General features: G+C 57.0%; 15 protein-coding genes and 1 tRNA gene. 8 read left to right on the top strand and 8 right to left on the bottom strand.

Annotation, left to right across the window (positions count from 1 at the left end; genetic code table 11):
• Positions 1-62: 62 nt before the first annotated feature.
• The gene (gene uvrB, locus AC07V8_RS04425) at positions 63-2,144 is read right to left on the bottom strand and encodes an excinuclease ABC subunit UvrB (RefSeq protein ID WP_494677451.1); all 2,082 of its coding nucleotides are present in this window, start codon (positions 2,142-2,144) and stop codon (positions 63-65) included.
• Positions 2,145-2,270: 126 nt separating this feature from the next.
• Here uvrB and AC07V8_RS04430 point away from each other — a divergent pair, with 126 nt between their 5' ends.
• The 4 genes from AC07V8_RS04430 (at position 2,271) to AC07V8_RS04445 (ending at position 5,143) form a co-directional block, all read left to right on the top strand.
• Positions 2,271-3,488, top strand: a complete 1,218-nt coding sequence (locus AC07V8_RS04430) for an amino acid aminotransferase (RefSeq protein ID WP_494677452.1) — start codon at positions 2,271-2,273, stop codon at positions 3,486-3,488.
• A 109-nt stretch (positions 3,489-3,597) separates the two neighbouring features.
• Positions 3,598-3,673, top strand: a tRNA-Asn gene (locus AC07V8_RS04435).
• A 220-nt stretch (positions 3,674-3,893) separates the two neighbouring features.
• Positions 3,894-4,763 (top strand): helix-turn-helix domain-containing protein, encoded by an 870-nt coding sequence (locus tag AC07V8_RS04440; RefSeq protein ID WP_494677453.1) that lies wholly within the window; start codon positions 3,894-3,896, stop codon positions 4,761-4,763.
• A gap of 20 nt (positions 4,764-4,783) precedes the next feature.
• On the top strand, positions 4,784-5,143 hold the full coding sequence (locus AC07V8_RS04445) for a nuclear transport factor 2 family protein (RefSeq protein WP_494677454.1): 360 nt from the start codon (positions 4,784-4,786) through the stop codon (positions 5,141-5,143).
• Positions 5,144-5,456: 313 nt separating this feature from the next.
• On the opposite strand, the gene AC07V8_RS04450 is transcribed toward AC07V8_RS04445, so the two are convergent.
• The 3 genes from AC07V8_RS04450 to AC07V8_RS04460 form a co-directional block, all read right to left on the bottom strand.
• Positions 5,457-5,858 carry a hypothetical protein gene (locus AC07V8_RS04450; protein ID WP_494677455.1) on the bottom strand — a complete coding sequence of 134 codons (402 nt, stop codon included), beginning with the start codon at positions 5,856-5,858 and terminating at the stop codon, positions 5,457-5,459.
• Positions 5,836-6,426 (bottom strand): nucleotidyltransferase domain-containing protein, encoded by a 591-nt coding sequence (locus AC07V8_RS04455; RefSeq protein ID WP_494677456.1) that lies wholly within the window; start codon positions 6,424-6,426, stop codon positions 5,836-5,838. Before AC07V8_RS04455 ends, AC07V8_RS04450 begins: the two co-directional genes overlap by 23 nt.
• A 210-nt stretch (positions 6,427-6,636) precedes the next feature.
• Positions 6,637-6,897 (bottom strand): hypothetical protein, encoded by a 261-nt coding sequence (locus AC07V8_RS04460; RefSeq protein WP_494677457.1) that lies wholly within the window; start codon positions 6,895-6,897, stop codon positions 6,637-6,639.
• Positions 6,898-7,270: 373 nt separating this feature from the next.
• On the opposite strand from AC07V8_RS04460, the gene AC07V8_RS04465 reads away from it, so the two are divergent.
• Complete coding sequence (locus AC07V8_RS04465) at positions 7,271-7,999, top strand: phytanoyl-CoA dioxygenase family protein (RefSeq protein ID WP_494677458.1); 729 nt, start codon at positions 7,271-7,273, stop codon at positions 7,997-7,999.
• 82 nt (positions 8,000-8,081) lie between these two features.
• On the opposite strand, the gene AC07V8_RS04470 is transcribed toward AC07V8_RS04465, so the two are convergent.
• Complete coding sequence (locus tag AC07V8_RS04470) at positions 8,082-9,080, bottom strand: LysR family transcriptional regulator (RefSeq protein ID WP_494677459.1); 999 nt, start codon at positions 9,078-9,080, stop codon at positions 8,082-8,084.
• 118 nt (positions 9,081-9,198) lie between these two features.
• Between AC07V8_RS04470 and AC07V8_RS04475 the strand changes: the two genes are divergently transcribed.
• The 3 genes from AC07V8_RS04475 (at position 9,199) to AC07V8_RS04485 (ending at position 12,977) form a co-directional block, all read left to right on the top strand.
• Positions 9,199-10,608 (top strand): parallel beta-helix domain-containing protein, encoded by a 1,410-nt coding sequence (locus AC07V8_RS04475; protein WP_494677460.1) that lies wholly within the window; start codon positions 9,199-9,201, stop codon positions 10,606-10,608.
• A gap of 132 nt (positions 10,609-10,740) precedes the next feature.
• Positions 10,741-11,952 (top strand): SO2930 family diheme c-type cytochrome, encoded by a 1,212-nt coding sequence (locus AC07V8_RS04480; protein WP_494677461.1) that lies wholly within the window; start codon positions 10,741-10,743, stop codon positions 11,950-11,952.
• A gap of 275 nt (positions 11,953-12,227) precedes the next feature.
• Entirely contained in the window at positions 12,228-12,977 is a 750-nt protein-coding gene (locus AC07V8_RS04485; RefSeq protein WP_494677462.1) for an MgtC/SapB family protein, read from the top strand.
• Positions 12,978-13,142: 165 nt separating this feature from the next.
• Here AC07V8_RS04485 and AC07V8_RS04490 read toward each other — a convergent pair whose 3' ends face one another.
• The 3 genes from AC07V8_RS04490 to AC07V8_RS04500 form a co-directional block, all read right to left on the bottom strand.
• Positions 13,143-13,547: a GFA family protein gene (locus tag AC07V8_RS04490; RefSeq protein ID WP_494677463.1), complete on the bottom strand. Its 405-nt coding sequence runs from the start codon at positions 13,545-13,547 to the stop codon at positions 13,143-13,145.
• Positions 13,548-13,809: 262 nt separating this feature from the next.
• Positions 13,810-15,639, bottom strand: coding sequence for an alkaline phosphatase family protein (locus AC07V8_RS04495; RefSeq protein WP_494677464.1), 1,830 nt, complete (start codon positions 15,637-15,639; stop codon positions 13,810-13,812).
• 435 nt (positions 15,640-16,074) lie between these two features.
• On the bottom strand, positions 16,075-17,940 hold the full coding sequence (locus AC07V8_RS04500; RefSeq protein WP_494677465.1) for a phospholipase C: 1,866 nt from the start codon (positions 17,938-17,940) through the stop codon (positions 16,075-16,077).
• Positions 17,941-18,166: the final 226 nt, after the last annotated feature.

The raw sequence follows: 18,166 nt of genomic DNA on the forward strand, positions 1-18,166 counted from the left end.
AAAAAGATAGCTCAGCAGGATCGCAGACCGGGCTGGCGCAGCAAGCGCAACCCGGGCAGCGACTATATAACGATATTGTCCGCGCCGGGCGCACCGAACAGCTGCTGCTTCAGCACATGCAGCTGGTCGCGCACCTGCGCGGCTTTTTCGAACTCCAGGTTCTTGGCGTGATCGACCATCTGCTTTTCCAGCCGCTTGATTTCCTTGCTCACCTGCTTCTCGCTCATCGCCTCGTACTTGGCCTGATCCTGCGCCGCGTGCAGCTCTTCGCGCGCTTCCTGCGGACTATAGACGCCATCGATCAATTCCTTGATCTGCTTGCTGATGCCGATCGGCGTGATGCCGTTGGCGGTATTGAAGGCAATCTGCTTGTTGCGGCGGCGTTCGGTTTCATCGATTGCGCGGCGCATCGAATCGGTCATGCGATCCGCATACAGGATGGCGGTGCCGTTGAGGTTACGGGCGGCGCGGCCGATGGTCTGGATCAGGCTGCGCTCGGAACGCAGGAAGCCTTCCTTGTCGGCGTCCAGGATCGCCACCAGCGACACTTCAGGAATGTCCAGGCCTTCGCGCAGCAGGTTGATCCCCACCAGCACGTCGAACGTTCCCAGGCGCAGATCGCGGATGATTTCAACCCGTTCCACAGTTTCGATATCGCTGTGCAGATAGCGCACCTTGATGCCGTTATCGCTCAGGAATTCGGTCAGCTGCTCGGCCATGCGCTTGGTCAGCGTGGTCACCAGCACGCGCTCGTTCTTCTTGATGCGGGCAGCAGCCTCGCTCATCAGGTCGTCCACCTGGCTGAGTGCCGGCCGCACTTCGATGGCAGGGTCGATCAGGCCGGTCGGCCGCACCACCTGCTCCACCACCTGGTCGGCATGCTGGTTTTCATAGTCGGCCGGCGTGGCCGAGACGAAAATCGTCTGCCGCATCTTGCCTTCGAATTCATCGAAACGCAGCGGCCGGTTGTCCAGCGCCGACGGCAGGCGAAAGCCGTAGTCGACCAGGTTGGTCTTGCGCGAGCGGTCACCGTTGTACATCGCGTTCAACTGGCCGATCAGCACGTGCGACTCATCCAGGAACATCAGCGCATCCGGCGGCAAATAGTCGACCAGGGTCGGCGGCGGCTCGCCCGGCAAGGCGCCGCTCAGGTGGCGCGAATAGTTTTCGATGCCCTTGGTGAAGCCGATTTCCTGCATCATTTCCAGGTCGAAGCGGGTGCGCTGCTCGATGCGCTGCTCTTCGATCAACTTATTTTCCTTACGGAAAAATTCCAGGCGGTCGCGCAGCTCTTCCTTGATGGTGTCGATGGCGCGCAGCACGGTGGCGCGCGGCGTTACATAGTGCGAGCCGGGATACACCGTGAAGCGCGGAATCTTCTGGCGCACGCGGCCGGTCAGCGGATCGAACAGCTGCAGGTTGTCGATCTCATCGTCGAACATCTCGATGCGCACGGCCAGCTCGGCATGCTCGGCGGGAAAGACGTCGATGGTGTCGCCGCGCACGCGGAAGGTGCCGCGGCCGAAATCGATTTCATTGCGCGTGTACTGCATCTGGATCAGGCGCGCGATCACATCGCGCTGGCTGACCTTGTCCTTGGCGCGCAAGGTCAGGATCATCTGGTGATATTCATTCGGATTGCCAATACCGTAGATGGCCGACACCGTTGCCACAATGACCACATCGCGCCGTTCCATCAGCGATTTGGTGCAGGACAGGCGCATCTGCTCGATGTGCTCGTTGATCGAGGAATCTTTCTCGATGAACAAGTCGCGCTGCGGCACATACGCTTCCGGCTGGTAGTAATCGTAGTAGCTGACGAAATACTCGACCGCGTTGTGCGGGAAAAACTCGCGGAACTCGCTGTACAGCTGCGCCGCCAGCGTCTTGTTGGGCGCAAAAACGATGGCCGGCCGCCCCATGCGGGCGATGACGTTAGCCATCGTATAAGTCTTGCCGGAGCCGGTCACCCCCAGCAAAGTCTGGTAAAACAAGCCATCTTCCACGCCTTCCGTCAACTTATCGATGGCCGCAGGCTGGTCGCCGGCCGGCTGGAAGGGCTGGAACAATTTATAGGGCGAATTGGGAAAAGTGACGATTTTGGACTCGTCGACGGTACTTGAAACCTGTGATATGTCAGCCATGGGCCTCGACCTTTGGTAAAATAGACGGTAGTAAATCCGCGCCGATCAGCGATGTATTCGTGACCCGGCACAGCATTCAACCCGGCTACAAGAAACGCTTTGCAGCCAACTTTTTATGTTATCACGATGAACGCACCTCTTTCAGCCTCCCTCTTCACCGCCATCGAAATGGCGCCACGCGATCCCATCCTCGGCATTACCGAAGGTTTCAATGCGGATCAGAATCCAGGCAAAACCAACCTCGGCGTCGGCGTCTACTACGATGATAACGGCAAGGTGCCGCTGTTGGAGTGCGTGCAAAAAGCGGAAGCGCAACTGATCGAAAAACTGTCGCCGCGCACCTACCTGCCGATCGAAGGCCTGGCCGCTTACGACAAGGCTGTGCAAGAACTGGTATTCGGCGCCGACAGCGCCGTCGTGCAAGAGAAGCGCGCGATCACCGTGCAAGCCATCGGCGGCACCGGCGCATTGAAACTGGGCGCCGACTTCCTCAAGCGCTTCGCCGCCGCCGACGCGCAAGTCTGGATCAGCGATCCAAGCTGGGAAAACCACCGCGCGCTGTTTGAATCGGCCGGCTTCACCGTCAACAACTATCCCTACTACGACCCAGCCACCCGCGGCGTCAACTTCAGCGGCATGCTGGATGCGCTGAAGACCATGCCGAGCGGCTCGGTCGTTGTGCTGCATGCCTGCTGCCACAACCCGACCGGCGCCGATCTGAGCGACGCTGAGTGGACCCAGGTCATCGAGGTCGTCACCCAGCGTGGCCTGATTCCCTTCCTCGATATGGCCTACCAAGGCTTCGGCGACGGCATCGAAGCCGACGGCCAGGTAGTGCGCCGCTTCACCGAAGCCGGCGGCCCGCTGTTCGTTTCCAACTCGTTCTCGAAATCGTTCTCGCTGTACGGCGAACGCGTAGGCGCCCTGAGCATCGTCGCCGCCAGCAAGGAAGAAGCCGGCCGCGTGCTGTCGCAACTCAAGCGCGTGGTGCGCACCAACTACTCCAACCCGCCGATCCACGGCGGCCAGGTAGTCGCCACCGCCCTGTCGTCGCCAGAGCTGCGCAAGCTGTGGGAAGAAGAACTGGCCGGCATGCGCGTGCGCATCCGCGAAATGCGTCACCTGCTGGTCAAGAAACTGAAGGAACAAGCCCCAGGCCACGACTTCGATTTCGTCACCAAGCAACGCGGCATGTTCTCCTACTCCGGCCTGACCAAGGCCCAGGTCGAACGCCTGCGCGATGAATTCTCGATCTACGCCGTAGACACAGGCCGTATCTGCGTCGCCGCGCTGAATTCAAAAAATATTGATAATGTTGTCGCCGCAATCGCAAAAGTCCTGTAATATTCGGGTCCCGAAGCAGTTGTAACAAACGCTTCGGGAGATGTAGAAAAGTTTAGAAAAAGCTTTGACAACGCAGCTGATTCAAGACTATAATTCTGCTTCTTTCAATTCCCTGATAGCTCAGTTGGTAGAGCGACGGACTGTTAATCCGCAGGTCCCTGGTTCGAGTCCAGGTCGGGGAGCCAAGATTCTAAGGGGCCACATGCAAATGTGGCCCCTTTTCTTTTGCCCCGCAATTCTGCAATTCCTCACGACAACGTCGGCTTCAATCTGACAGCGAATGACTGCCAGGTCCGCCCTACTGTTCAAGACGGCACACCAGTTGCCATCCCGGTCTAAATTGAGCACAAAATATCAAAACCCCGGATTTGAATCCTTTTATCATTCGTCCATCAAGGAGAACTGATGAACTATCTCGATCAAATCCAACGCGGCGTCGACTACATCGAAGCCAATCTTGAGCAGCCAATTTCCATCAGTGCCGTGGCAAGCGGCGCCGGGCTGAGCCAATGGCATTTCCAACGCATCTTTAAAGGATTGACGGGCGATACCGTCAAGGACTACATCCGCTCGCGCAGACTGGGGAAAGCACTTGACCAGTTATTGAACAGCGACAAAAAAATCATCGATATCGCATTGGAAGCGGATTTCGAAAGCCAGGAAAGCTTTACGCGGGCGTTCAAATCCGCGTTTGATACCACCCCGGCCGAATATCGCAAAGCAGGCAAGCGACGCCCATTCCCGCAAAAGGTAAAGTTCGATCAAGACTACCTGGAACATATCAGCAAGAGGATGAATACCGTCCCCGAGATTTACACGCAAAAGGAAATGCACCTTGTCGGGTTAAGAACCAGCTTCTTTGGCACCGACTCAGAGAAAAACAATATCGGTGAAAAGCTCCCGCCTCTATGGCAGCAATTCATTGCACGTCTATCTGAAATCAAACACACGGTTCGCGGCACTTGCTACGGCGTCGTCAGGCAGATCACAGAGAACAGCGATGAACTGGAATATTTTTGCGCGATTGAAGTGACCGCGCTCACGGATATCCCGGACGGAATGCTGGCGATCAAAATCCCGGCATGCGCCTATGCCAAATTTACCCACAACGGCGCGGTCAATTTGATCGACAACAGCATCAACTATATCTACTCGACCTGGCTGCCGCGCAGCGGAAGAAGACACGCCAATGGGGCCGATCTGGAGTTCTATGGCGCGGACTACAACCCCAGCTCCGACGCATCGGTCATGCACTACGCCATCCCGATAAATTGATCACGACAGGAGCAGCAGACATGCATGCAGATCTTGAGAAGACCTGGGAAAAATATACCTCGTCCTGGAAAATGACAAGCAAGGCGGAAAGGCTAGCGGCATTTTCAGAGGCGCTTGCCGATAACGCCGTTTATACGGACCCGCTGGTGCAAGCGACATCCTGGGATGAGCTGATCAGCTACATGGAGAACTTGCATCAGCAGATTCCCGGTGCTCATTTCGTTACGACCCATTTCATGTCGCACCATCAGAAAAGCATCGCCAACTGGGAAATGAAAACACCGGAGAACATCACGGTCGGTACCGGGATCAGTTATGGCGAGTATGACGATCAAGGCCTGCTCGTGAGCATGAACGGATTTTTTGAGAATAACTCTTGAGCTTTATATAGAGGTCTTCCTCGCGGAAACGGATTTCCGATCTCTAGGAACGCGCGGGAAAATCAGATCACACGCCCTGACTGTCGAGCAAACATAGATCCTTGACTCACTCATCATTCCGAAGCCACGTATATTTGTTGGGTATGTCATTGCAAGACTTGACCCCGGCCTTGATTGCTAAGGGCCCGCATGCAAATGTGGCCCCTTTTCTTTTGTCCTGAAATTTTGCGATTGCTGACTAATAAAATTTTGTTGCAGCAAGCTCAGGCAAAAAATGTTTTGCGGCAAATTGGATATTTGCCGAGGCGTGAAATCATAGCATTTTTCCCAACACATTCGCACATCGGATGACTTGCTCAACCAGGTCCTCCGTCACCTCGTCACTGCCTTCATATTCCAGGTCATTCCGCACATCGTGCGCATCGACCAGTACGCGCCACACCCCTACTCCCACACCCAAGGTGTGCGGCAAACATTGAAATACGACATAGCGGTTGGCGGGACGATAGCCGAGCCTTCTTAAGGCGGCCAAAGAAAATGCGTAGGCCGCGGCATACCCGAGCAGGAATTTTCCTGACGGAGATATTCCGCGCGAGGCAGCATCCTGCAATCGTTCTTTGCCGCTGCGAATGTAGGAATCAAACTCCGATTGGGCAAAAAGCTCAATCTTGAGCTGCCCAATTTTTACGAGATTATCGAGTTCCGCTTTGCTCATCAGGCTTGCCGATCAACTGGATCTTGGGTCCGTCCATGACGGAAATGAGAAAATGATTTTTCCCTTCCAGTTTCCTCTTGTATTCCTTTGGACGATAGACCGTAACCCCTATCTTTCGGCTTAACTTTGTTTCAGCCTCGACCAGCGCGGGATACAGATCCGCACTACCGATGTCATCTGCAAGCACGAACAAATCGATATCGCTGAATGCCGTATCCTCATTTCTAGCGACCGAACCGTAGATGAAGGCCGATTCGATGCGACTCTCAAACGGCAACAGCATCTCTTTCAGAACTTGCTCCACACCCTCGGTTTTGCGGATGATAGCGCTCAACTCTTGAAAAATTGGCGAGTCCACGTTCGCCTTATAGAGAATCACCTTCCCGATCTCTTGCCGGGTTAACAGCCCCGCTTCCGTCAGCTTGCCCAACTCGCGCTGAGCCGATGCCGAGCCCAGTCCGGTTTGACTCATGAGCGCGCGCAGATGCACGCCCCCCGGTTGCGTGAAGACGCTGACTAGGATCGCCTTGGTTGCCTTGGAGAAAAGTGCATCGCTGATTTTACTCATGAGCCACATTCTAGCTCAATTGAGCCAAAAATTAGCACAATAAATTTAATAGAGCAGCAAACTCTTAATCCGGGAACGCTTGTTGGAGCAACCTTGATGTCTATCTGGCAGCGAGCAGCTACCTATCCTGGCTTGTCCATGACATCGCTCTGAATGGAAAAAGCGAGGGCGATCCGAATCTTAATTGCCCCCCCCCCGCACCGCTACAGCTTACTGCCAGCCTGGGTGGCGCGCCCGGTAGTACTCCAAGGCAGCGTTGCGCTCCTGCTCAGCTTTTTCGGCAAATTCAATGGCCTTGCCCATGTGGCCGCCGAACTCACTACCGTGTTCTTGATGGATGACACGCATTTCGGTAATAGCTTGTTGCAGATCGTGAGTTGCCGCCATGGCTTTATTATGAATTTCGTCGGCAAAAACGACAGTGGCGACTAACAGGGTGCACAAGAGCACCGGGAGTGTTTTGATCTTCATGATTTTATATTCTCCGAAAGAAGGGATTATTCCCTGAAGGGCTAAACACCCTGAGTTTCTTGCTGGTTGACCGTTATTACAAACTATTGCAACCCGATAGACGTGCGACCTGGCTGACAGGGCTGGATTTCTTTGAGCACCAGTACGTCAATGCCTGCCGCAAAAATCCGATAGTTTGTGGGAGAAAAAACCGCTGCAACGCATGTGCCTACGCTGGTTTGCAGACCAATATTCCCGAAACGATATCCAAGAGACTTATAATCTCCCGCTCGTAGGGGCCTGCCGGGTCAAGTCCGGCCTCGGGAATCAAGATAGATCTCCCCTGCGAGTATCCGTTATGCCGAAGGTAAGAAGTCAGGTTTAGAGGGGAAGCATGATTGAACTCACAGAATCAGGCGCCGTTAGCTCCGTACTTAACAGTGCCGACATTGTCGCAAATATAGTTGAAGATAAAGGATTCCTGGTTACCGGTCCGCTATTGGGACATGAGTTCTGTGCTCAGCTCGAAACCACAATTTCAAAGCTCAAACAGGACGTAGTCGGGACTCGAAATTTAATTGAGCATTCATGGTGTGTGGATTTAGCTAAATTGATCCGCGAGCACCAACTGATTGCACCGTTTCTTTCAGCTGCAACTGTCGCCGTACAATGCACTCTATTTGAAAAATCGCAAAATCAAAATTGGCTTGTCCCCGTTCATCAGGATCTGAGCATAGCGGTCAAAGAAAGGATAGAGCATCCTGCGTTGACAGGATGGTCCGAAAAAGAAGGCTCCATTTTCGTCCAGCCGCCCGATAGCGTTCTTCAGGAGATAGTCGCAATAAGATTTCATATCGACGAATGCGGGCTGAACGACGGGCCGCTGCGTGTCGTCGCCGGCTCTCACAAAACCGGCCGGCTCACTAGCCAGGCTGCATTAGTCGAGCGAGATCGGATTGGCGAAACCTTGTGTCCTGTCGAACGCGGTGGTGCAATGCTGATGAAGCCGCTATTGCTACACGCATCATCCAAGGCGTCCGGGCGTAGCAGAAGACGTGTACTACACTTTGTCTTCGCACCTCCGTTGCTACCTTTTGGATTGAAATGGCGACATGCTTTTTAATATTTTGTCCAAGGAAAAACAGTTAGCGCGTTTAGCTATTTGTGCATCGCCCTCAACAAATCAATGGAGCAGGCAATCCCTCTTACCTACTTGCTTTCCTTGCCCGCCCAGCCTCGCTGTCCGTTTTTTTCTGCCGAGAAGTAGAACAAAGCAAAGCCATCTTATCCACAATCATCTGCTCCAGTAAATTCGACACTAGGGCAATGCTGCGCGCCCGCATCCGGACGATCCCGAAATGCACGTTCATCGGCGGCAAGTCGACCACATGCAAAGGGCGCAACTGGCCTAGCGCCAGTTCTTCGCGCAGGACAAAATCGGTGGAAAAAAGACAGGCATCGCTGTTCTGGGTGATGCGCTTGAGGATCGTGACATCGTCGCAGATCAGCTTGACGTATTCTTGCGCGCTCAGTCCCAATTTGTTCCAGGCCCGCTCTTCCAGCATGGTCGGTATGCTGGGCAAGGCCAGGTGATATTGCAATAGCGCGTTCACCGTCGTCGTGGGCTGCGCGCAGAGCGGATGACCGGGGCGCACGAAGAATCCGGCATCCTCTTTGTCCAGCCAGCGCGTCGTGAAATCTGCCTGCTGCCGCAAGCCGCGCACGTCTGCCACGAAAAAATCGATCTGCTCTGCCTGCAGCTGCCGCAATAGCTGATCGGCGCCGGCCACGTAGGTGCGGACGCTGATCTTTGGATGCGTTTCCATGAATTGCGTCAGCAGCGACGGCAGCAGTATCCCTGACGGGAATGAGCTCAGCCCGAACGAAATTTCGCCGTATTCCCCGCCCTTCAGCAAATCCACATCGCGCATGAATGCGCGCGTGTCGGATAGCAGATTCTGCGCATGACGGGCCACTACCCGGCCGGAGCTGGTCAGCAAAACTGCCTTCGGAGTTCGTTCAAACAGCACCAGATCGAGTTCTTTTTCGAGTGCCTGGATACTGCGTGAAAACGCCGACTGGGACAGGTGCGAACGCTCTGCGGCTCGGGCAAAACTACCCTCCGCCGCCAAGGCAAGCATGTGTTGTAATTTTCTGGATTCCATGTCTCTGATTATTTTTATTTTGAAGGCCGATGCAGACAATGCATCGCATGGCCTTAAAGAATGCATTGGATATTGCCGAAAATCAAGGCTTTAATAACGACAAAGTAAAAAAACAATGACGTAGCACCGTCCTCGTTAAAAAATAGGGAGACTATCAATGACGCAATTCCAGTTCCGTTCGCGCCTCATGACCGCGGCGATCATCACGGCCCTCGCCGCCTGCGGTGATGGCGGGATCAGCCGCAACGCCGCACCTGCGCCCGATAGCGCGAGCAGCACCGTCAAGGTGACCGCTGCCCAGATGAACGACAGCGACATGAGCAATATCCTTTTCCAGGTCAAACCAGGCAGCACCATCATCCTGCCTGCAGGAAAATTCACGTTCGACGGCCCGCTGACCATGAACACCGACGCCATCACGATCAGCGGCCAGGGCAGCGGCAACGATCCGACCAAAGACACGATCTTGTCTTTTGCCGGCGCCTCGTCGAAAAACGGCTTCCAGGCCTTTAACGTCAAGGGCATCACGCTGACGAATTTTGCGGTGGAAGATGCGGTCGGGAATGGGGTGTTTGTTTCCGCTTCGTCGAACGTGACGATGGATGGCCTGCGGGCGGAATGGACCAATGATCCGATCCATACTTCGCAAATGGCCTATGGCTTGTATCCCGTCAATTGCAAAGGCGTGATCGTCAAGAACAGCAAGATCGTCGGCACCCGCGATGCCGGCGTGTACGTGGGGCAATCGGAGAATATCCGCGTGCAAAAAAACGAAGCCTATCTGAATGTCGCAGGCGTCGAAATCGAAAACTCTGACAACGCCATCGTCGAAAACAACGATATCCACGACAACACCGGCGGCATCCTGGTTTTTTCCTTGCCGGGCACCTCCTACGTCATCAAAAAGGGAGCGAACGCCAAGGTGCAGAACAATCATATTTATCGCAACAATACCCCCGTCGCCGCGAACGCCACCGGCTACGTCACCGCTGTGCCGCCAGGAACCGCGGTGATGGTGCTGGCTGCCGACAATACCGAAATCCTGAACAACCTGATCGAAGACCACAAAACCACCAGCATCCTGGCCATCAGCTTCCAGGCCACCGGCATCGCCTTTAACGATCCCTTGTACGAGCCCTACGTGCACAGCGTCTATGCGCACGACAACACCATCTCCAAATCGGGCTATGCACCGGGCGGCGCCTTCGCCGATCCGAATCAGCTCAAGCCCGTCGTGGACGGCTTGTTTGCGCAGCTCAAATCGTTCGCTCAGCCTCAACAGCTGGCCTACGGCATCTGGGATGGCATCGTCGACGCCGATCCGAGCAAAGGCAGCGGCACCGCCAGCGACGGCAGCGGCGGCGTGCTCAAGCCGGCATTTGCCGTCTGCGTCAAAGGCAACACCCTTGATACGCCGTTCATCGACGGCTTGCTGTCTTATGAAAGCATGGACCTGAATCTGCTGGGCTTGTTAAGCGGATCCGCACAAGCGCCGAACTTCCCTTTCCCCGCGCGCATGAACTGCACCCTCAGCTTGCCTGCCATTCCCGACATGCCGATTTTCTGAATCAGCGCGCCCGGGCAAGCGACTGCCTTGGCGCCAATCTGGCTCAGATAAATCACCGGGAAATCTGGCGATTTTCGGAAAAAAACCACAGCATCCATACGCGCAGCAGTTGCGCAAGCACGGAGAATACGCATGAAAATCACACATACACTGACCCGCCCTCTGCTGCTTGCCGCGGCCTTGCTGGCGACATCTGCCCTGTTGATCAGTTGCGGCGGCGGTGGTAGCAGCGACTCGTCTGCCGTCGATACCGGTACGATCAAGGTCTTTGACAAATACACGGCTCCGGCGAATCTTTCGTCCTGGCAGTTCCTGCTATCCGACGGCCAGACCTTGAAACTGAATGCCGGCGCCGTACCCTACGATCTGAATTCGAGCCTGTTCTCCGACTACACTTTCAAATTCCGCGCCATCTATGTCCCGCAGGGCAAACAGATCAGCTATAACGCCGACACCACCTTCGATTTCCCGGTCGGGTCGGTGATCATGAAAACCTTCTACTATCCGAAAGCTGCCGCCAGCGACCCGGCCTTCATCGGCGCGCAACGTATCGGTCACCAGACCACCCAGGGGGAAAGCGTCGATCTCACCCAAAACCGTTTGATCGAAACCCGGGTCCTGGTGCGCCAGGCCGACGGCAGCTGGGCTGGCCTGCCCTATGTCTGGAATGAGGACCAGAAGGACGCCAAGCTCAAGACCGGGGGCGCCAGCGCTCAGATAGAGCTGGTTGCCGCCGACAACTCGCGCGAGCAATTCAAATATTCCGTGCCGAACGCGCAAGCTTGCCAGCAGTGCCACGCGACCGCCAATGCCGGCGGCAATGCGATCCTGCCTATCGGTCCCAAGGCGCGCAACATGAACAAAACATATCAATACGATAACGGCACGAAAAATCAGCTGGTGAACCTGGCTGAACTCAACATCCTGGCGGGCTTGCCAGGCGCGGACAATACGCCAAAAAACGCTGATTGGAGCGACGCCTCGCAACCCCTGCCCGAGCGGGCGCGCGCCTACCTGGACGTCAACTGCGCCCATTGCCACAGCACCACGGGACAGGCATTGCAAAGCGGCCTGTTCCTGGGCTTCAATGTGGTCAACGACGTCAACGCCTCCGGTAAATGGGGGGTATGCAAAAAGCCCCTGGCCTATGCCGGTCCCGGACTACCTTACCAATACGATATCCAGCCTGGCAAACCGGATGAATCCATCCTGGCTTACCGTATCACCCACACCGATACAGAGGCTGTGATGCCCGTCATTGGGCGCCATGTAAATCATACTGAAGGCGACGAGATGATTCGCGCATGGATCACACAGTTATCGCAGGCGGCGTGTCAGCCGTAGGATCTTGCAGCCGATAGCGACGCCCCCGACAGGAAGCATTGCCGCGCTCAGGAACGGCGCGCCACTGAGACTTTCATCAAGCTAAGCCCTGGCATATGCTGTCGATGGGCAATCCGGCTGATAGAATCAAGGTTTGCACGCTTGCGCGGCGGCAGGAAAGTCAGCCAGGGCAATTGGAGCCGGGAGCCGAAAGAAAGCCGAACTGTTAGCCGCGCGCATGAACTTGAGCACGGTCCCTCCCCTTTTGGGAGTATAAAAAATCTAAAAGAAGATACATGAACATGCTTTCAGTCGATTCACTGGCCGCCTACTGGTCGGCCCCGCAAATAGCCGCCAATGTCCTGATTTTTTTCAACCTGCTGGGCGCCCTGTTTTTAGGGATGCTGATCGGCTACGAGCGCGCCTATCACGGACGCGCCGCCGGCATGCGCACCTACGGCCTGGTGTGCATGGCTTCGGCAGCGCTCACCGTGTTCGTCGGCTATCCGGCGCTCTGGTATGGCGGGCATGCCGGCGTACCTCTCAATCCGGATCCGACGCGAGTGGTGCAAGGCGTGGTCACCGGCATCGGCTTTCTTGGCGCCGGCGTGATCATGAAGGAAGGCTTGAATATCCGCGGGCTCACCACGGCGGCATCGATCTGGGTGGCGTCGGCGATCGGGGTGTTGGTCGGCGTGGGATTTTACATCGCCGCGATTTCGCTCACTCTTTTGTCCGCCGGCTGCATGGTTTGGGTGGCCAAGCTTGAATACTGGCTGCCGTCCCGCGCGGGCGTCGCCATCCAGGTTGAATTCGAAAAAAACTTTATCCCCCATGAGGATGCACTGCGCAAGATCGCCTTGACGCACGGCTATGAGATCGCCAAGGACTCGCTGTCCATCAGCTCGCACGACAGGCATGCGAAATGGCATTTCATTGCCGTCGCGATCGACAGCAAGAAAGGAACCTCGATGTCCGAACTGGCGCACATGATGAACTCATACGACGGTGTCGAGCACTTTGAATTGACTCATTGCCGCAACTGACGATGACGGGACAGGCCTTGCAATGACACATCACTTCTATTGAAGAGCCTTCCCCCCTTGATTCGCGCCTCAATCTGAAGCACGGTCTGCTGATGAGAGGTGTCATTACAGCCCCCGGTTCGCTCTGTCGGGCAAAGCTTTGCCGCGGCGCTGCGGACTCGAATGTCAGGTAGGATCCTTCTCGAAAACCACGGTGCCAGGCGGCAGCTGAATCCAGGGATGCCTGCGGCAGTCGTAGATTGAAAGCTGGGGAGCCGGAAAGCCAGGATCGGCAAAGGCGCCGACGGCGACGCTTACGCGGCCGGCTTCTCCTTCTTCGGTGTGGAACACGTTGGTCCCGCAGACCGGGCAAAATCGGAAGATGAAGCTTGCCCCTTGATCACCGGTGCGGACATACTCGGTGGCGGCGCCAATGACCTTGTATGGAACGGCAAAGCTGGCAAGGGCGGCGAAGACACTGCCGGTTCTCTGCTGGCAAGCAAGGCAGTGACAAACGCCGATTCCGGTCGGCGCGCCATGGACTTCAATACGTAGCTGACCGCAAGTGCATGACGCTGTTCGCGTGGGCATAGGAATCTCGATGAGTAGTTTTGGCAACGCCAAAATTGTAGCACCCCCTTGGCCCCTGACTGCAGGCTGACAAGGGCAGCCGACAAGACCATTGGGCGCATCGGATTCATATCGACCCAGGCTGGCATATGAACAGGAAAACAAGCTCCTGAATTTTTGCAAAAAGACATTTTTCAGTATTCCCTGTCAACCTGAAAAGCAAAAAGCACTCCGATTTCTCGCAAGTGCTTTTTGTTCCTGCCGTTAAACGATAAAGACGCGCTTACTGGCTGACCACGAAAGTAGCCGGCCCTGCCAGCTTGGTGTAACCGCCATTGTACAAATACCACGCCGTATAAGCGCCAGGCGCCAGCGACGCCGTGCTGAACGAAGTCACGCCACCTTGCGCCGCCACGTATTGCCACATCGTGGCGCTGTTGGCGCCCGGGCTGGCGCCGGCAGGATAGATGCCGACCCAGTTGGACGAATTGGTATTCGCCAGCGTGGTGCTGAAGTTGAAAGCGATGTTTTCACCCTGCTGCACATTCGGCATGGCCGCGCTGAACGAAGAAGCCGCGGCTTTTGCATTCGGTGTGAAAGCGTCGTTGATCGGCTGGGCATAAGTATCGTTGGCGGTCAGCGGGCTGATGCCGAGCGCGCTTTCGATGGTGCGGCCGGCGCTGTAATGGTTGTAGCTCGCCGTGCTGATGGCGCCGCTGCCGACCAGTCCTTGCGAACCGTAGGCGATGGCGCCGACATGGTTGGCGGCGCTGCCTGACGATTCGTCCCAGGTCAGTATCAGCAGCGAACGCTCATTGGTCCATGCCGGCGATGCGAATATCGGCTGCAAGGTTTGCTTGAGCCAAGCATCCTGCACCTGCAGGCTGTTGGCGGAGCCGTTGCCAGATGCTTCGCCATCGGCGTTGTCGTCCGCCGCTATCCAGGAAAAATTCGGCGTGGTGGCTGCCGACTGCAGGTCGGTGCTGAGCTGGGTGGTATCGAACAGATGCGCCGCGCAGCGGGCCTGGTTGCCGGAGATGTTGGTGTAGTTGATGAACGGCGCGTCGTCCGGCTGGTAATAGCTGTCGACATTGTTCTTGGTGTTGCACGGGGTACCCATGCCTTGTTCGTAGGCTTTCCAGGTCTTGCCTATCGCTTCCAGGCGGTCGCCGATGTGGCTGGCGCCAACCTTGATGTTCGGAAAATAGATGGCGCCGGTGACGAAAGTATCGCCGCCCGAGACCGCCAGGTAGTTCTCGTCGCTGGGATGGTAGACGCCGCTGTAATTGGTCAGCAAGGTGCCGCCCTGCGCCAGCGAGTTGATGAACGGCGCGTTGGTGGCGTCGCCTATCACTTGCGAGTAATCGGTGTTTTCCATCATCACGAAAAACACATGGTCGAAGGCCGGCACCGTCGATGCCGGCGCTGCCAGGGCTGGCGCAGGCACAGGAGTCGACAAGGTGAGCGACAGATTGTCGGCGTAGCCGACGTTGTAGGAACCTGATGTATTGATGAACTGCAGCTGCACCGCAATCGAGCGCGTGCCGGCCGGCACCGTCCCGCTGTTCGACTTGGCGATGAAGGCATTGGCATTGCCGCGCGCGCTGGCCGTGACGCCGGACAGTTCACCCGGATTGCCCAGCACCTTGCCGGCAGCGTCGAGGAAGCTTGCGGTAACTACCGCTTGCCCCGCATACACGGTATACCCGCCCAGCCAGCCCGACAGGGAATAAGTCACCGTGCCGGTATCGATCGCGCTGCTGGCGGAAGCCACGCTGACGGTCTGCATCAGTGCGGAGTCGCCATAAGGACCGTCGGCGATGAAAGCATTGCCGGCGGCCGGCGAAGATGGCGTGGTGAAGCTTGCCACCGAATAGCATACCAGCGTCGGATTGCCCAGCAATACCTGCCAGCCCGGCACGGTTTTAACCGCTTTCCAGTCGGTCGCGCAGACGCCGGTTTCGCCGCCGCCGTTGACGATCAGGTTGCCGCTGCCTGCGGCATGGGCGGCGCCGGCAGAAACCAGCAGCGCCACGCCGGCCGCACAGCCCAGCGCCGTTTTCAGGATGCGTGCGGCAAACTGCGTCGAAAAACCAATTTTCTTCAAGCTCATCATATTCTCCAGTGATTGATCGCCCTTGCGCGCAGCCGGTAAAAAGCCCGTCCCTCGCCGCCATGGCAGGCAAGGAACGGGCAATCTACAGCCGGGCTTTGCGCGCCGTCCTGATCGGTCACTCCCATGGCGGGAATCGGCCGATCAAGCTAGGGCCTGTTAACACTTAATTTGGGAGTGCGAACGTGCGGCAGGCGTTACAGGCCTAGGCGCGACGACGCGACGTAGCGGTGCTACGGCAAGGAGTCGTAACGACGGCATGTGACGCCTGCAGCCGTTCCCGAAGGGTTCCAACCAAAACGTGCGCTGGCGGCGTTGCATGGCTTGCTGGGGCTTCAGCCCCAGCTATGCCACGCGCCTTGCCAGCACACGTTTTGGTTGGAACGCATCTCCCCAATTAAGTGTTAACAGGCCCTAGCTGGCGCTATGCCGTTATCAGATTTTTGAAGCAGCCGCGGTCACGGCGGTTTTGCTGGTCGAGCTGGAAGTTGGCTGACCTGTCGCCGGATCGAGGATCAGCTTCGATGTGTTCGGCGTTCCGTTCAGGTTCAGCATGTTGTTCAGCGTGCCGGCAATTGCGTCGTAGGAGCCCGCGATGCGTTGGCCGGACAGCCAGTTGTCTTCGATGAAGCGCAGGATCGAGGTCTGATCGGTCAACGTGTGGTCGACGTAGTTGGTCTTGGCATATGGCGAAATCACCAGCAGCGGCAGGCGCGGGCCGTAGCCGCAGCGGCCTTGGGCGCCAGCTCTGCCGGAGGCGCCGGACAGCGCAGTCACCGTGCCTTGCAGCGAACCCGGGCCATTGGTTTTGCATACGCCTGGGCCGTTCAGCATGTCCGCCACGCCTGGCGCGGTCAGGCCGTTGCTGCTGAAAGCGGCGGCGGCCGTGGTGTTGGACGACGGATTCAGGATTGGACTGGCCTGGTGATCGTAAAAGCCGTCCGAATCGTCATAGGCAATCACTACCAGCGTGTTGCTCCAGCCCGGCTGCTGCTGCAGGAAGTTGATGACCTTGGTGACGAAGGCTTGCTCGTCGATCGGATCGGAGTAGCCGGCGTGGCCGTCCTGGTAACCCGGTGCTTTCAGGAAGCTGACCGCAGGATAATTGCCAGCCGATACCGCATCGAAAAAGTCGTGGATGTCGTATTGGTGGTTGGCTGGATCCAGCGTCTTGCCGTCTGCCTGCAAGGTATTGCCGATGGCCGCTACGGAGCTTGGACGGGCATGCTTCAGGTTCTGCGTGCTGGCATAGTACTGGAACGGCTGATGATGCGGGATGTAGTCCTTCTTGGTGACGCCGGTAATTGCCGATGTGGTGGTGCGGTTGCAGCCGGTCGAGCCGTCCGCATTGGTCACGGTCAGGTCAAAGCCGCCCTGGAAGAAACCCCAGCTGACGTTCGCCGCGTTGAGCAGGTCGCCGACGTTCTTGCCGCTCAGCTGCGCCGCGTCGCGCGTCATGCAGGCATCGTTCAAAGGCTGGGCATCGCCCGCCAGGTTGATGCCGCCCGCACCGTCGCTCGACAACTCGCCGTAATAGCCGCCGCCGGCAGCATAATTATCAACCTGACTGGCCGCCAGGTTGGTGGCGATGACGCCGTTGGTCTGGCCGGAAATCAAGTTGATCGCGCCCGGCGCCGATGGCCCGAACGTCGTGCCGAAGGAGTTATCGTTGAGCGCATAGTGCTGCGCATAATTCCACAGCGCCGTCACGGTATTGCCGTCGAAGTAGCCCATGGTCAGGCCGTTGGTGTTGAGCGGCGGCGTCAGCACTTGCGGCGCAGCCGAGTTGCCGGCGCCCAGCGAGACCGGGAACAGGTCCATGGCGCCGCCGTTGAAGCCCATCTGCTCTGCCTGGTAATCGTGATCCTGGTCGGCGATGACGACTTGCGAACGGTCAAGACGGAAAGGATTGATCGCGTTGACGCCGTTGCCGGTATTCAGCGTGGTCGGGTTGGCTGTCAGCAGGCTCGGCACCCTGAGCGCCGCGAAATTCTTGGTGACATCCAGCGGCGTTTGCAGGTTATTCACGACCGGGGTATTGGCAGCGGCAGTGAATGCCGGCTCGCCGGCCGGATTGGCGGCGTTTGGGTAGGTGCCGAAATAGTGGTCGAAGGAGACGTTTTCTTGGAAGATCACAACCACATGCTTGATAGCCGTGGCGGTTTTCGCTGTCGCCGACGGTACCGTGACGCCAGACGACGAGTCGCCGGAGTTGCAGCCGCCCAGCAGGCCGGCGGCGATGGCCAGCGTAAGCGCCGGCTTCGCGAAGCGATGCTCCGCAAATCTTGAATGCAGTTTCATTAAGGCTCCTGATGTAGTTTTTTGTGATGAATGCGGTTGCGTCCGGCTGGCATCCAGCGGCAACAAGGTCGTCCGTCAATAACCCTGCCCTCTGGTCCCGGCAGTGCGCCCCGCATTACTCTTTATTGATGATCAATTGCGATAGTCCGATAGTCCATTAGCGCGCCATGCAGCTTGTTCTGTCGCGCCAATCTTTGTTGAAACGCCGCTTGCCGGATACTGCCGG

It is taken from the genome of Collimonas sp. GW821-FHT02H07 (assembly GCF_059421505.1).